Origin of the sequence: Maribacter polysaccharolyticus (assembly GCF_028882255.1) — a bacterium.
In the GTDB taxonomy this organism is placed as follows: Bacteria; Bacteroidota; Bacteroidia; order Flavobacteriales; family Flavobacteriaceae; genus Maribacter_A; species Maribacter_A polysaccharolyticus.
Genome location: NZ_JARBUY010000001.1, coordinates 630,122 through 646,465, shown reverse-complemented (window position 1 = coordinate 646,465; position 16,344 = coordinate 630,122). Strand labels below are relative to the sequence as shown.

The following is a 16,344-nucleotide window of genomic DNA, read 5'->3' as shown; positions in this document are numbered from 1 at the left end:
GCCTAAGGTAATGTGATCAAGCCCTTAAAGTTTCTTCTTTATTCTTTTTATTCGGTAAACCGTTTTAGGACATTGCGGACGTATTTAATGTCATCGATAAAAAACTTCGCATGGGTTTTTTGCCTTCCGACCTTAACGGTTACGGTGCTTTCAGGAAGTTCCTGGAACATGAACTCATCCGTCCAATCATCGCCGATAGCCCATACAAAGTCATAATCGCCATCTCCTAAAACACGCATTGTGGCACGCCCTTTGTTCACGTTACTACTTTTTATTTCCATGACTTTGTTGCCGTTCAGGACACTTAGATCATCGTTGGCGATCAAACTGGTCAATACGGTATTCAATTCATTGGCCCGCAGATTACCGAAATCGGGATCCGTTTTACGATAATGCCATGCCAAGGAGTAATTCTTCTCTTCGATAAAACTACCCGGTGTTCGGTCTACAAAGGATTCCAATACGGGACGGATTTTTTCCATCCAGTCATTTTTAACATTTTCGAGCATCCTGAAATCTTCCCCGTTTTCAGAGATCCATACCCCGTGTTCCACGATCATATTGTATTTTTTGGGTAAGAACCATTTGGTGAATGTTTGTTTGTCACGACCACTTACCAAATAGATTTCGGTATCTTTCAAGGCATTTAATTCGTCCAATAGGTCATAGAGTTCCTTATCGGGCCCTGCTTTCTGTGGATCGACATGAAATCCGGAAAGTGTTCCGTCATAATCGAGGAAAAGCAATCGTTTTTTTGCGTTTTTAAAATCTTCCAAAATGGCGTTTAATCGATGTTCGGTCAACCGTTTCGATACATAGGCCACGTCTTTCTCTTTTTGTTCCTGTAAGGAAGACATAAAATCATGGGCCCATCTTTCCACATTATAACGCTCCAATCGATTCTGTAACGCCGTGTTACGTGAAATCTGTTCTTCCTTGGGCATGTTTATGGCCTCAAAGATAGCGTCGGCAGTTTGTTCGAAATTGTTGGGATTGACCAAGAGCGATTCGTTCATTTCATTGGCCGAACCTGCCATTTCGCTCAAGATAAGTACCCCTGTTTTATCTGTCCTGGTGGCGATATACTCTTTTGCAACGAGGTTCATGCCATCCCGAAGCGGGGTAAGCCATGCAATATCACTGGAGGTATATAGGTCTATAAGGTTCTCAAAAGGGAGCGAACGGTAAAAATACCAGATGGGCGTCCAGTTTACGGTCGAAAAATCCCCATTGATCCGGCCCACCAACTCATCGATTTCCTTTTTCAGCAACTGATATTGGGGCACGTTGGATCGGGAGGGTACCGCTAGGATGATCAGCCTTACCTTTTCTTTGTATTGTGGGTATTTATTCAAAAAATATTCAAAAGCATTCAGCCGTTTGGCAATTCCCTTTGAATAATCCAGCCGGTCAATGGAAAGTATCAACTTGGCATCAGGGGTTGAAAGTTTATGGTTGTTTAGGCGACGTTGCAGGTCCGATTGCTGGGCCGTAGTGTTCTTTTCGTGCTCTTTGGCCGCTTCACTGAATTTTTTATAATCGATGCCCATGGGGAAAGAATCGACCTTGATGATCCTATCGTCAAGGTAAATATCATTGAAACTTACTTCCAGCCCCAATAATCGTCGAACAGAGCTCAAAAAATGGCGTTCGTAATCATAAGTATGGAATCCAATGAGATCGGCACCTAAAAGACCTTGTAGTATTTCTTCACGCCAAGGGAGGGTCCTGAAAATCTCAAAAGAAGGGAATGGGATGTGTAAAAAGAAACCAATGGAAATATTCGGGCGTTTTTCCCGTACCATCTGAGGCACCAACATCAACTGATAGTCATGAACCCAAACGATATCGTCATCTTCGGCTTTTTCCAAGATGGCATCGGCGAATTTTTGGTTTACGGCCTTATAGACATTCCAGCTGTCGAGCTCAAATTCGGAATATTCCAGGAAATAATGAAACAAAGGCCAAATGGTCCTATTGCTGAACCCATAATAAAAGCCATCGACCTCTTCGGAAGTAAGATTGACTTTCGAGGATCCATGTTCGGCCAAGGCCTGATCTATTTTTGGGGCCAACTGTTTGGGAATATCTTCCTCGGTGAGACCGCTCCAGCCTATCCAAACACTATCGCTTCCGGAATGAACGGACTTCATACCCGTTGCAAGTCCCCCGACACTTGGAATGGCAGTGATGGCTCCGTTGCTAATTTGTAATTGAACAGGTAGTCTATTTGAGATTATGATAGTTTTTCCCATAAAGTGGATTATTTTAAAGTGATTTATCCTTAGTTTCTATAAATTTCGTGAAATTGCGTGGCAAAACCAATTAATAACGGACTTTTAGAGGATTATTGAAATATGGACAATCTGGATTATGGAATTATCGGAAATTGTAGGAGTGCGGCCTTGATATCGAAAACAGGTTCGATTGAATGGTGTTGCCTGCCGGAGTTCGATTCGTCATCGGTATTTGCCAAAATACTGGATGAGGAAATAGGGGGGAGTTTTGAAATAAAAGTCCCGGAAGATTATAAGATAGAACAATATTATAAAAAGAATACGGCCGTTCTTGTTACCAGGTTTTCCAAAAATGGGAACATTTTTGAAATCCGGGACTTTATGCCCCGCTACTATGACCAAAAGGGGAAGTACAACGCCCCTCCGGAATTGGTGCGTTATGTGAAACACATAAAGGGAAAGCCGGTTTTCACGGTATTGTACAATCCTAAATTGGAATATGCCCAAGGGGAAACGGAAACGTATATTAAGGACGATTTTATCGTGAGTTTGACCAAAACCGTTAAATTCGATACGGTTTTCCTTTATACCTCCTTTGATAAGGTTTCCGTTTTGGAAGGTAAGGAAATAACGGTAACCGAAGACGGTTATTTCCTCATGGGATACAATGAGAAGATCCTACAGCCAACGACCCAAAAAATCTATTTAGATCTAGAGCGTACTAAGGTCTATTGGCTGAATTGGACCAATAAAACACCCACCTACAAAAAGTACAATGACGAAATAACGCGTAGTGCGATTACCCTTAAGCTATTGAGTTATGAAAAAACGGGTGCTGTTTTGGCGGCAGCAACTACCTCCTTGCCCGAAACTATTGGTGAGGTCAGGAACTGGGACTATCGTTTCTGTTGGATCCGCGATGCCTCAATGGTCATTAGGGTAATGAGTGGCCTCGAACATAAGAACGTAGCAAAAAGATATTTGCAATTTATCATCGATTTGATGCCCGATAAGGATGAAAAGCTTCAGATCATGTACGGGATCAATAAGGAAAAGAAATTGACCGAGGAGACTTTGGACCACTTGAGTGGTTATAAAGGTTCTAAGCCCGTACGTATCGGGAATGCCGCCTATAAACAGAAACAAAATGATATTTATGGCATTCTTATGAATGTCATACATGCACAACTGGTTGAGTTCAGTATCGACATCGAGAATGGGGAAGAATTATGGGGCATTACCAAGGGCATCGTTTGGATTGTTTCCCGTCACTGGAAAGAGGCCGATAAAGGGATTTGGGAATTCCGTACCGAGGATAGGCATTTTACCTTTTCAAAGGTCTTGTGTTGGGTCGCCATAGATCGCGCCGTGAAAGTTGCTAAAATCTTGAATAAGACCCGAAAAGTGGAGAAGTGGCTCAAGTTGGAAAAGGAAATCAAAGCTGATATTTATGAAAATGCCTGGAATGAAGAGGTACAGGCGTTTACCCAATCCTATGGGACTTCCCATTTGGATGCCTCGGTGTTGCTGATGGAGCCCTATGGGTTTATAGAAGCCAAGGACCCTAAATTCGTTAGTACGGTAAAAGCCATAGAAAAGGACCTTAGTAACGAAGGGTTGCTTTATCGGTACAAGAACGAGGATGATTTTGGATTACCCTCCTCATCATTTACAATCTGTACTTTTTGGTTTATCGATAGTCTGTTCAAAATTGGGGAAGTTGAAAAGTCCAAGGAATATTTTGATCGACTTTTAAGTTATAGTAACCATTTGGGATTGTTTAGTGAGGATATCGATTTTAAAACGAAAAGGTTATTGGGTAATTTTCCACAAGCCTATTCGCACCTGGCGTTGATCGAGTGTGCAATCAACTTTTCGAATAAGGCTGCAGAAGAGGGTATTTTGGAATTTATGCGGGATTGATCCCAAGGTCCTTACCAAAAAGAAAAGTTCCCCGAAGTAATTTTGGGGAACCGGACTCTTTTGATATTGCTCAGGGTCGATGGTTTTCCATTGGTTTTCAATGTTTATCGAAGGCTTTGTGAAAAGGCGAATGGTAATCCCGGTCTTCCTGAGGGTCATTTAACCGTTAATGTGGTTTTGTTCTGTGTTGCGGAATCTTCCCCAACGAAAATATCGAACTCCCCTGATTCCACATAAGTGGATCCTTTGGTATCGAACAGGGCAAGATCTTCAGGGGTTATTACAAATCCGATCGTTTTGGATTCTCCTTTCCTTACATATACTTTTTTGAATTTACGTAAAGATTTAAAGGGCGTACTTACGCTGGCTTCCTTGTCCCTGACGTAAAGTTGTATTACGGTACTTCCATCGAGTTCCCCATTATTGGTAACGGTAACGCTCACTTGGTTTTTTTCGTTTTTTTCAATGGCCGATTTTTCCAAGACCGGTTTCGAAAAATCAAAATGGGTATAACTTAACCCATAGCCAAAAGGATAAAGTACTTCACCATCAAAATAGCGGTATGTACGTCCGTTCATATGGTAATCCTCGAAAGGAGGAAGGTCTTTAATAGATCTGTAGAAGGTAATCGGTAATTTTCCCGAGGGGTTGTAATCCCCGAAAAGTATATCGGCTACCGCACTTCCGCCAGCTTGTCCGGGGTACCATGCATTGATAATCGCAGGGAGGTGTTCCTGCTCCCAATTTATGGCCATGGCGCTGCCGCTTGTAAGTACGAAAACAAGGGGTTTTCCTAAATCATAAAGTTCCTTGATCAACTTTTGCTGGGCAGAAGGCATTTGTAGATTCGTTCTATCGCCCTTGGAAAAACCTTGGATATCCACGGGCATTTCCTCTCCTTCCAATCTTGCGGTAATACCGCCCACATAAATGACAATATCACTTTCCTTTACACGCGATAGCATTTCGTCCTTCCCTTGAAGATGCTCTTTGTCCCACATTAATTGCAGGGTCGAAATCCAAGGATTGGTGCATTTGTATTCAAGTACGAAGGGATATTTTTTGTTTTTTTCAATTTCAAAGGCCATGGCTGTTTGGGGTTCCCCATTTTCGCCCGGGGTGGAAACCATTTCTTTTCCAGCGATGGAAAAGCGATATGAACCACCGCTTCCATTGATGTCAAATGAAACATTGCCACTGAAATCGGGTTTTAGCTCCCCCGTATATCGAATGGAATATTCACCTGGAGTCAATAGGCCGATCGGCGCGGCACCTCCCCAATCAAAATCGATTTGGTTGTCGAATGCGTTGGCAACGGCTTTTCCTTCCAAATTAGGATTGTCATAATATTCTATTTTAACTTTTCCCTTGAAATAGGTCTCTCCGATAATGTCCGTTATCGGGTTTTCATCCGCAAGGTTGGTACCTTTAAAATAATGGACGGTAGTTTGTCTTGAAACTTTCTCCTGAATGCCCTTCAGTATGGTTTTTCGGTTTGTAGGGGTCCCAAAATAATTACCTAATAAAAACTGTTTGTCGTTCGCATTGGGCCCGATGACCGTAATGGTTTTGACAGCCTTGGAAATGGGAAGGGTCTTATTTTCGTTTTTTAAGAGAACCACCGATTCCCTTGCTGTTTGCAGAGCCAATTTTCGGTTGGCTTCCGATTCGATCGTAGACACCGGGATATCGGTAAAAGGCATGTTGTCCGTAGTATTCAATAGCCCTAATTTTATTCTGGCAAGAAATAGTCTTTTGACCGAAATATCAATTTCCTTTTCGGTTATTAGACCGGCATTTACCGCCTCTTTAAGATGGGCATAGGTAGAACCGCAATTAAGGTCGCAACCCGATTGTACGGCCAGTGCCGAGGCTTCTTCGGCTGTTTCCACGATTTTATGGCGTAGGTAGATATCCTCTACCGCCCCGCAATCCGATACCACATACCCATTGAATCCCCATTTATTGCGTAAGATGTCGTTTAAAAGCAGTTTGCTTGCCGTTGCAGATTCGCCCAAGTATCTATTGTATGCAGACATGATGGAGTATGATTGACCTTCTTGCACAGCCGCTTTGAAAGCTGGTAAGTACGTTTCCCAGAGGTCTTTCGCATTGGAATAGGCATTGAAACGATGTCTGTTGTATTCCGGTCCACTATGCACTGCAAAATGTTTGGCGGTCGCAATGACCTTGAAGTAGTTTGGGTCCGAACCTTGAAGGCCTTTTATAAAGGCTACCCCAAGTCTGGAGGTTAAATAAGGGTCTTCCCCATAGGTTTCCTGTCCGCGTCCCCAACGTGGGTCTCTGAAAATATTGATATTTGGAGACCACATGGTAAGTCCTTGGTATCTATTGCGTTGCCCAAGGGCCACACTTTGATTGAATTTTGCCCGTGCCTCGTCACTTATGGCATCGGCAACCTCATGGATCAATTCGGGGTTCCAAGTAGCGGCCATTCCTATAGCCTGTGGAAACGATGTCGCGGTACCGGCTCTGGCCACACCGTGCAAACACTCGTTCCACCAATTATATTCGGGTATACCCAATCGCTCTATAGCAGGCGCAACATCTTGCATTTGGCCTATTTTCTCATCCAAAGTCAACCTGTCCACCACATCCTGTGCACGTAAGTCCGGGTCTAACGAGGCATCTTGGAAGGGATACCGGCCTTTTTGGGAAAAGGAACTGGGAAATGTAAAAAGTAACACAACGAATATTAGCGTGTTTTTCATTGGTATGAAATATAGGGTGTATAATAAGGTTCGACCGGTGAATTTAAGTATTAATCGCAAACTATGGAATGGTTTTGTTCTTTAATCCATGATTCCCGGGATTACATTACGGAACCGCTTTTTAATGGTATTTATATATTGATAAATGAAACAATTGGTTTAGGTTTTGTTAAATTTGCATCGTACTTTAAATATCAAAAAGATGAAATTAAAAAATAGCCTAATCGGTCTTCTCTTCGTTGGGTTTCTTTGGTCTTGCCAAGAAAAAATAGACCAAAAACCTGTAGAAAAGGTATCTGAAAAATTTGAATACGTCGTCGATCAGTTCGCGGATATCAAAGTGTTGCGTTACCAAATTCCGGGATTCGATGAACTCACCTTAAAGGAAAAAGAATTGGTGTACTATATGACGCAAGCCGGTCTGGCCGGTCGAGATATCATGTGGGACCAGAATTATCGGCATAATCTTGAAATCAGGGATGCCCTGGAAAATATTTATACAACCTATGAAGGGGATAAGACCACAAGCGACTGGTTGGCTTTTGAAGAGTATTTGAAACGAGTGTGGTTTTCCAATGGGATCCACCATCACTATTCCAATGATAAGATAATGCCGGGCTTTAAGGCTGATTTTTTAACCTATCTACTGAAAGAGACCGATACGGAATTGGAAGGTGAGGCCTTTGAGGTAATCTTCAATGATAAGGATGCAAAAAAGGTCAACAAGAAAAAGGGAGTGGATAATGTAGCTTCCTCGGCCATCAATTTTTACGGACCTACCATAACCGATGCCGATGTGGATGCTTTTTACAAAACGGCATACAAAGGTCCTAAAGACAGGCCTATTGAAGCCGGATTGAACTCTACCTTAGTTCGTGAAAACGGTAAGGTGGTTGAAAAGGTATGGAAATCGGGCGGCCTTTATGGCAGTGCGATCGATGAGGTCATAAAATGGTTGGAAAAAGCCAAAGGGGTAGCCGAAAATGAAAAACAGGCGAAAACTTTGGGATTGCTAATCGACTATTATAAGACCGGTGATTTGAATACGTGGGATGAGTATTGTATCTCATGGGCAACTTCAACCGATGGCAATATCGATTGGATCAACGGTTTTATTGAGGTGTACAATGATCCGAAGGGTTATAGGGGTTCTTATGAAAGTATTATACAGGTAAAGGATTTTGAAATGTCTAAGCAAATGGCCGTGCTTTCCGAGAATGCCCAATGGTTCGAAGATAACGCCCCATTAATGGAAGCCCATAAAAAAAGCGATGTTGTTGGGGTATCCTACAAAACCATCAATGTTGCCGGGGAGGCAGGCGATGCTTCTCCGAGTACGCCCATCGGGGTTAATTTACCCAATAACAACTGGATCAGGCAGGAACATGGCAGCAAATCGGTGTCCTTAGGAAATATTATCGATGCCTATAATAATGCAGGAGGAAGCGGGCGATTAAAGGAATTTGCCTATGATGAGGAAGAAATAGCCTTGGAAGAAAAGTACGGAATGTTGGCCGATAAATTGCATACGGCTTTGCATGAGGTTATTGGGCATGCATCCGGATTGATTAACCCAGGGGTCGGCCAACCAAAGGAAACATTGAAAAATTACGCTTCTACCATGGAGGAGGGAAGGGCTGATTTGGTCGGACTCTATTATTTGATGGACCCTAAATTACAGGAATTAGGTTTGGTAGACGATTGGGAAACCGTTGGTAAAGCCGCCTATGACGGTTATATCCGAAATGGATTGATTACCCAATTGGTTCGTATTGAATTAGGGAACGATATCGAGGAAGATCATATGGTCAATAGGCAGTGGGTTTCTGCTTGGGTCTATGAAAAAGGAAAAGCCGATAATGTCATCGAAAGGATAGAAAAAGACGGTAAGACCTACTATAACATCAATGATTATGAAAAACTTCGTGGGTTGTTCGGGCAACTGCTACGTGAAACACAACGTATAAAATCCGAGGGCGATTTTAAAGCGGCCCAAGATTTGGTTGAAGGGTATGGTGTAAAGGTGGATCAGGCCTTACATGCACAGGTTTTAGATCGTAACCGGCAGTTCAAATCGGCCCCTTATAGCGGATTCGTTAATCCCGTATTGGTTCCCCAGACCAATGAAGCCGGGGAAATAACCGATATAAAAGTGGTACAACCCGATACTTTCGAGGAACAGATGTTGGATTATTCCGAAAAGTACAGTTTTTTGGATTAGTTACCTTGGGTAAACCATAAGGCAATAAAAAATCCGTCATGACCATTTGGTCATGACGGATTTTTATTTCAATAAGGTTGATTTTTATTCTGTAACCGCCCTATAGGCATTTACCCTTCCTTTACCATGATAGGCACTTACACCATTGCCATCAATTTTATCGGCGGTTCCCGTAATTTGCTTGGTAACCTCATGGGGAGACATCGGGGCCCCATTTTTACCAATGATCAATGCGGCTATTCCAGTTACGTGTGGGGACGCCATGCTGGTTCCGGCACTCCAGCTGTATCCTCCTGGAATTGTACTTAGGACCATGTCATAATACCAATAAGCGCTAGGGCTATCAAAATCACCTCCTGGAGCCGACACGGTTACATGGCTTTTTCCATAATCCGTATAACTGGCAGGTACATCCAAGTCAGTGGTTGGGTTTTCCACCCAACTGTAGGGTGCGGTTGCCGAAACGGAGATTACGTTATTTAAACTTGCCGGCAACTTGGTGGTAGATCCGTTCCCATCAAAATTAGAACCTCCATTACCGGCAGAAACGACAATTGTAGATCCGTTTTTATAGGCAAAATCAATGGCCCGTTGTTGGGCATGTCTGATTTCAGAAATATACTTTCCGGGAACTTTAACGACCGAACCGTCATCAAGGGTAATAAAGCCGTTTTTATTGAAGGTGGCACCAAGACTCATATTGATGACATCGGCACCGATCAGTGCCGCATACACAATACCGGCGTTGATACTACTGAATGGTCCCGATCCGGTATATTCCGAAAGTACCTTTACGGCAACAATTTCAGCATTTGGGGCCACTCCGATTACACCAAGGCCATTGTCGGCGGCTGCGATTGTTCCGGCCACATGGGTCCCGTGATTAAAGTAGAAGCCGGGTTGTACCTGCCAATCCTCACCATCAACAAATGAAGCACAAAGATCCGTGTTTACGTTAGGGGATAGATCCGGATGTTCGGCATCTATTCCCGAATCCAATACGGCCACTCGGACCCCGGCGCCGGTCTGACCGGTATTCCAAGCTTCCGGTGCATCGATGGCATCCATTCCCCATAAATAACCAAAGTAGGGCTCATCACTACCGATACTTAAAGGGGAGGCTTCAGGATAAAGATCCGGATCGATCCATTGAACGTCATAGTCGGGAACTACGGATCTTACTTTTGCATTGGACCCAACGGAATTACTGATTGTTTCGGTGGAGGAAATAATGGCAATACCGATTTCTGGAATAACGGATTTTACGGTGGCACCTAGGCTTTCCAGTTCAGCTTCGAAGCCATCCGGGATGCTTTCGCCATTTAAAATAACCATATAATCCGATTTGGAAGATGTTTTTGCGTACACCGCATTGAGTTCGGTGTCATTTATAACCTCATTTTCCGTAGAACAGGAACTGAAGAACAATAAGGCCATACAAACTGGAAAATAGATTTTCTTTAAATCTTTAAGACTTTTTTTCATTTTGATATTTGGTTTAAGTTAATGATACTGAAAGTATTAAAAAAATTAACAAAAAACCAATTTATTATGCATGTATAATAAAGAAAATAAAAGTCCATCAGGGTACCGATATTCGGTTTATAAAGGAAGTCCATAGCGATAAAAGAAAAAACCGCCATGATGAGGTCATCTTGGCGGTTTTCATTACAGCGTGGAAATGAAATCTGAATTAGTCAAAGGTGTAACCGTTATCAGCAGCGACCTTGTCCGCAATTTGGGTTCTTAAGGCCACTACATTCGGGTTATTGGTATATTTTGTGAAACGTTTAAGTCCCATGAGCATCATACGCTGCTCGTCGCCTTCGGCAAAGGAAATAACGGCTTCCTTGCCTTTGGATATGGATTTTTCAACGGCGTTGTACAGATAAAGTTTTGACATTGCTATTTGGGTCGACTGGGCATCTTCCCCAAAACGTTTGGCATTCTTTTCGGTTCTAAGGATCGTTGATTCGGCCATATAGATCTGGATTAGGATATCGGCGGCGGACATCATCAATTGTTGATGGTTTTCGAGTTCGGGCCCGTATTTTTGTACGGCGCTGCCGGCGATCATAAGAAATAGCTTTTTCATTTTAGCGATCATCTCTTTTTCTTCCGCAAAAAGAGGGGAGTAGTCTGGCACATCAAATGATGGTATTGCCATTAGTTCTTCCCCGACTTTCGTTGCCGGACCAAGCAGGTCTACATGGCCTTTCATGGCTTTTTTGACCAACATGCCTACGGTCAACATTCGGTTTATTTCGTTGGTGCCTTCATAAATACGTGCTATACGGGCATCCCTCCAAGCTTTTTCCATGGGCGCATCGGCACTGAATCCCATTCCGCCGAAAATCTGGATACCTTCATCGGTCGTACTTTGAACGTGTTCTGAAACCGCGACTTTTAATATGGAACATTCGATAGCGTATTCCTCAACGGCTTTTAATTCGGCCTCTTGATGTGTGTTTCCATCGGCTTCCCGCATTGCGATCCTGTCCTCGATATTCTTGGCGGCACGGTAGCATGCCGATTCACTGGCATAGGTATTGGTTACCATTTCGGCGATTTTACCCTTTATGGCCCCAAAATTTATGATCGCGGTATTAAATTGCTTGCGTTCATTGGCATACTTGACCGATTCCCCTATGACCCGCCTTTGTGCTTCCAAACATGCTGCCGCTAATTTGATACGACCTACATTCAAGGCGTTCATGGCAATTTTAAAACCATTGCCCCGTTCAGACAGCATATTTTCAATAGGTACCTTCGTCTCGTTAAAGAAAACTTGGCGGGTAGAGGAAGAATGGATGCCTAATTTCTTTTCCTCATCGCCTAAGGAGATGCCATTTTCAGGGTCATTCTCCACGATGAATCCGGTGATGTATTTGTCATTTTCGATTCGGGCAAAAACAATGAATAAATTACAGAAACCTGCATTGGAAATCCACATCTTTTGTCCTGAAATGGAATAGTATTTGCCGTCTTCGGATAGTACGGCTTTGGTTTTCCCGGAGTTTGCATCCGATCCAGCGCCGGGTTCGGTCAAGGCGTATGCCCCGAACCATTCCCCTGTGGCCAATTTGGGTACGTATTTCTGTTTTTGTTCCTCGGTTCCGTATAAGGTTATCGGTAGGGTCCCGATTCCCGTATGGGCACCGAATGCCGTACTGAACGATCCGGTTGCCCCCGATATATAATCACAGACCAACATGGTGGAAACGAATCCCATCCCCATTCCGCCATAAGCTTCGGGCACGGCTACGGACAAAAGCCCCAGTTCCCCGGCCTTACGCATACATTCTTCGGTATAGGCGTAGTCTTTCTTTTCAAAACGTTCCCAATGGGCCCAAAGTTCACGATCAACGAATTCTTTGGTGCTATCACGCATCATGCGTTGCTCTTCCGTTAAGTCTTCCAATGTAAAAATGTCCTCACATTGGGTTTCCTTTACAAGGAATTGACCTCCCCGTAAAATAGCTGTTTCAGGTGTATTCGTGCTCATAGTTTTTTGATTTTTAAGTCCGTTAAGATAAAAATTCATAAATGCCAGCGGCACCTTGTCCGGTACCTACGCACATGGTTACCATGCCGTATTTACCTTGCATGTTCCTTTTCCGCATTTCATCGAACAATTGCACGGATAGTTTGGCCCCCGTACAACCTAAAGGGTGTCCCAAGGCAATGGCCCCACCATTCACATTCACGATGTCTTGGTTAAGGTCAAGTTCCCGGATTACCGCCAAGGATTGGGAAGCAAATGCTTCGTTCAGTTCTATCAATTCGACATCGTTTTGTTTCAATCCCGCTTGTTTCAATGCTTTTGGAATGGCTTTGACCGGACCGATACCCATGATCCTTGGTTCAACCCCGGCGGCGGCATAATTTACCAATCGGGCAATGGGCTCCAGGTTCAATTCTTTGACCATTTCCTCGCTCATGACCAGAACAAAGGCAGCACCATCACTCATTTGGGAAGAATTACCCGCTGTGACGCTTCCACCTGCGGCGAATACCGGGCGAAGATTTGATAATGCTTCCATATTCGTACCGGCCCTTGGGCCTTCATCCTTGGTTACCGTATATTTTTTTATGGCTTTTTTTCCGTTTTCATCCAAATAGGTCTGTTCAACTTCAATGGGAACGATTTGATCCTGAAAGCGATTTTCAGCTTGGGCCTTTAAAGCCTTCATATGGGAGTTGTAGGCAAATTCATCCTGGTCTTTCCGGGATACGTTGAATTCATTGGCAACCGCCTCGGCCGTATTGCCCATACCCCAATAATAGTCTTCATGCCCTGAATTCACTAAATCGTAGTTCAATTCGGTTTTATACCCGGTCATCGGTACAGCACTCATGCTTTCGGCCCCACCCGCGATAATGCAATCGGCCATACCGGCCTGTATTTTTGCTGTAGCTATACCAATGGTCTCAATGCCCGATGAACAGAAACGGTTTACGGTAACCCCGGGAACATCCACGATGTCCAAGCCCATCAATGAAATGAGGCGGGCCATATTAAGGCCTTGTGAACCTTCCGGCATGGCATTTCCGACAATGACGTCGTCTATCCGTTTCTTATCGAAATCAGGCAATTCCTTCATCATATATTCTATCGTTTCCGCGGCCAACTCATCGGTCCGTTTAAAGCGAAATACCCCTTTAGGAGCCTTTCCGACTGCCGTTCTATATGCTTTTACTATATATGCTGTTTTCATTGTTCATGCTTTTGGCTATTCGCTTTCGGCTCCTAGCATTTACGTTTTGATTAAAAGTGTCAATAGCTAATGGTTAAAGGCTTAAACTTTGCGTTTAGTTGCGAAGTGGTTTACCCGTTTTTAACATATGTTGTATACGTTCCAAGGTCTTGCGTTCCGTACATAAACTCAGGAAGGCTTCCCGCTCAAGATCCAATAAGTATTGCTCATTGACCAAGGTGGGCTCGGACAGATCCCCACCTGCCATTACATAGGCCAATTTGTTGGCGATTTTTTGATCGTGTTCACTGATATAATGACTGGCTTCCATGGCATCTGTTCCTACAAGGAACATTCCCAATGCCTGTTTGCCCAGTACTTTTATGTCTTTACGTTTAATGGGTTTGGTATACCCTGTTTCTGCCATTAATTTTGCATAGGCTTTAGCGGTGGCTATCTGACGGTCTTTGTTCACGACCACGATATCCTTTCCTTTTTGAAGGATGCCAAGGTCATATGCTTCGTAGGCCGAAGTTGAAACTTTTGCCATTCCTATGGTCAAGAAATATTCTTGAAGCACATTAAGCTCTACATCATTTTTCTTGAAGGTATCTGAGGCCCGTAGGGCAAATTCCTTAGATCCACCACCTCCGGGAATCACACCAACGCCGAATTCCACCAAGCCGATATAGGTTTCGGCTGCAGCGACTACCTTGTCAGCATGCATGGATAGTTCACACCCCCCGCCCAAGGTCATGCCATGGGGGGCCGATATGGTCGGTATTGATGAATAACGCATGCGCATCATGGTATCTTGGAACATTTTAATGGCCATATTGAGCTCATCGTATTCTTGCTCCACGGCCATCATGAAGATCATTCCGATATTGGCGCCTACTGAGAAGTTCGCACCTTGGTTACCGACTACCAAGCCTTGGAAATCTTTTTCGGCCAAATCGATTGCTTTGTTCAAACCGGCCAAAACATCACCTCCTATGGTATTCATTTTCGATTGGAACTCTACGTTCAATATACCGTCGCCCAGATCTTCGACCACGACTCCGCTATTTTTGAAAACTTCCTTCGATTTCCGAATATTGTCCAAAATGATAAAGGCATCCTGACCGGGAACTTTCTCCATCGATTTTGAAGGGATGTGATAGAAATAGGTGGCTCCTTCCTTTACGGTATAGAAGGAGTCCGTACCCGCGGCTACCATCTCGGACACCCATGTGGCAGGTTCTTCACCTTCCGCTTTCATTATTTCCAAGCCTTTTTTCAACCCAATGGCATCCCAAATCTGGAAAGGTCCGTGTTCCCAACCGAAACCGGCTTTCATGGCGTCATCTATTTTATATAGGTCATCGGAAATTTCAGGAATCCTATGGGATACATACGCGAAAAGGGCGGCAAAGCTTTTTCTATAAAACTCACCGGCTTTGTCTTTACCTGCTACGAGTACCTTAAAGCGGTCTACGACCGTGTCAATGGTTTTTGTCAATTCGAGGGTGGCGAATTTTGCACTTTTCTTGGATCGGTAGTCCATGGTGTCCAAATCCAAGGTCAAAATTTCACTTTTACCCTCCTTTCCTTTAACTTTTTTATAAAACCCTTGGCCGGTTTTACTGCCCAACCATTTGTTTTCCATCATGGTTTTGATGAAATCGGGTAATTTAAAAAGCCCATGCTTTTCGTCCTTGGGACAATTTTCATAAAGACCGTTGGCCACATGGACCAAGGTATCCAAACCAACAACATCCACCGTACGGAAAGTGGCCGATTTTGGCCTGCCGATGACGGGACCGGTCAATTTGTCGACCTCCTCAACGGTCATACCCATTTCCTTTACCATATGGAAAAGGCTTTGGATACTGAAGATACCGATGCGATTGCCAATGAAAGCAGGCGTGTCCTTGGCCAAAACGGAGGTTTTTCCCAAGAATTTCCCACCATAACCGTCCAGGAATTCCAATACTTCAGGTGCCGTTTTAGGACCTGGGATGATCTCGAACAATTTTAAATAGCGGGCCGGATTGAAAAAGTGGGTGCCACAAAAATGTTTTTGAAAATCGTCGCTACGCCCTTCGGACATGAACTTGATGGGGATCCCAGAGGTGTTTGAGGTGATCAATGTGCCCGGTTTCCTATACTTTTCAAGGTTTTCAAATACTTTTTGCTTAATGTCCAATCGTTCTACAACAACCTCAATGATCCAATCAACTTCGGCTACCTTGGCGATATCATCCTCAAGATTGCCCGTGGTGATCCTAGAAGCGAATTTTTGATGGTAGATAGGGGAGGGTTTCGATTTTAAGGCAGCCGTGAGTGAATTGTTCACCAATCGGTTACGAACCACCTTGTCTTTCAAGGTAAGTCCTTTTACCTTTTCTTTGTCATCAAGTTCCCTAGGGACGATGTCTAACAGTAAGACCTCTACGCCGATATTGGCAAAATGGCACGCAATGCCACTTCCCATTATACCAGAACCTATTACCGCTACTTTTTGAATATGCTTGTTCATGTAGTTTAAGGTG

8 protein-coding genes are annotated in these 16,344 nt (G+C 43.7%); 2 read left to right on the top strand and 6 right to left on the bottom strand.

Annotated features, from left to right (window positions below):
- Positions 1 to 47 precede the first annotated feature (47 nt).
- The gene (locus PHU20_RS02870; protein ID WP_274823832.1) at positions 48 to 2,255 is read right to left on the bottom strand and encodes a bifunctional alpha,alpha-trehalose-phosphate synthase (UDP-forming)/trehalose-phosphatase; all 2,208 of its coding nucleotides are present in this window, start codon (positions 2,253 to 2,255) and stop codon (positions 48 to 50) included.
- Between the two features lie 102 nt (positions 2,256 to 2,357).
- Between PHU20_RS02870 and PHU20_RS02865 the strand changes: the two genes are divergently transcribed.
- Entirely contained in the window at positions 2,358 to 4,160 is a 1,803-nt protein-coding gene (locus PHU20_RS02865; RefSeq protein WP_274823831.1) for a glycoside hydrolase family 15 protein, read from the top strand.
- Between the two features lie 155 nt (positions 4,161 to 4,315).
- Here the strand turns inward: PHU20_RS02865 and PHU20_RS02860 are convergent, their stop codons facing one another.
- Positions 4,316 to 6,892 (bottom strand): glycoside hydrolase family 3 C-terminal domain-containing protein, encoded by a 2,577-nt coding sequence (locus PHU20_RS02860; RefSeq protein WP_274823830.1) that lies wholly within the window; start codon positions 6,890 to 6,892, stop codon positions 4,316 to 4,318.
- 202 nt (positions 6,893 to 7,094) lie between these two features.
- On the opposite strand from PHU20_RS02860, the gene PHU20_RS02855 reads away from it, so the two are divergent.
- Entirely contained in the window at positions 7,095 to 9,113 is a 2,019-nt protein-coding gene (locus PHU20_RS02855; protein ID WP_274823829.1) for a dipeptidyl-peptidase 3 family protein, read from the top strand.
- Positions 9,114 to 9,197: 84 nt separating this feature from the next.
- Here the strand turns inward: PHU20_RS02855 and PHU20_RS02850 are convergent, their stop codons facing one another.
- From PHU20_RS02850 to PHU20_RS02835, 4 genes are all read right to left on the bottom strand, one after another.
- Positions 9,198 to 10,598, bottom strand: coding sequence for a S8 family serine peptidase (locus tag PHU20_RS02850; RefSeq protein WP_274823828.1), 1,401 nt, complete (start codon positions 10,596 to 10,598; stop codon positions 9,198 to 9,200).
- 208 nt (positions 10,599 to 10,806) lie between these two features.
- The gene (locus tag PHU20_RS02845) at positions 10,807 to 12,618 is read right to left on the bottom strand and encodes an acyl-CoA dehydrogenase family protein (protein ID WP_274823827.1); all 1,812 of its coding nucleotides are present in this window, start codon (positions 12,616 to 12,618) and stop codon (positions 10,807 to 10,809) included.
- Positions 12,619 to 12,640: 22 nt separating this feature from the next.
- Positions 12,641 to 13,831, bottom strand: a complete 1,191-nt coding sequence (locus PHU20_RS02840) for an acetyl-CoA C-acyltransferase (protein WP_274823826.1) — start codon at positions 13,829 to 13,831, stop codon at positions 12,641 to 12,643.
- A gap of 94 nt (positions 13,832 to 13,925) precedes the next feature.
- Positions 13,926 to 16,331, bottom strand: coding sequence for a 3-hydroxyacyl-CoA dehydrogenase/enoyl-CoA hydratase family protein (locus PHU20_RS02835; protein ID WP_274823825.1), 2,406 nt, complete (start codon positions 16,329 to 16,331; stop codon positions 13,926 to 13,928).
- Positions 16,332 to 16,344 lie beyond the last annotated feature (13 nt).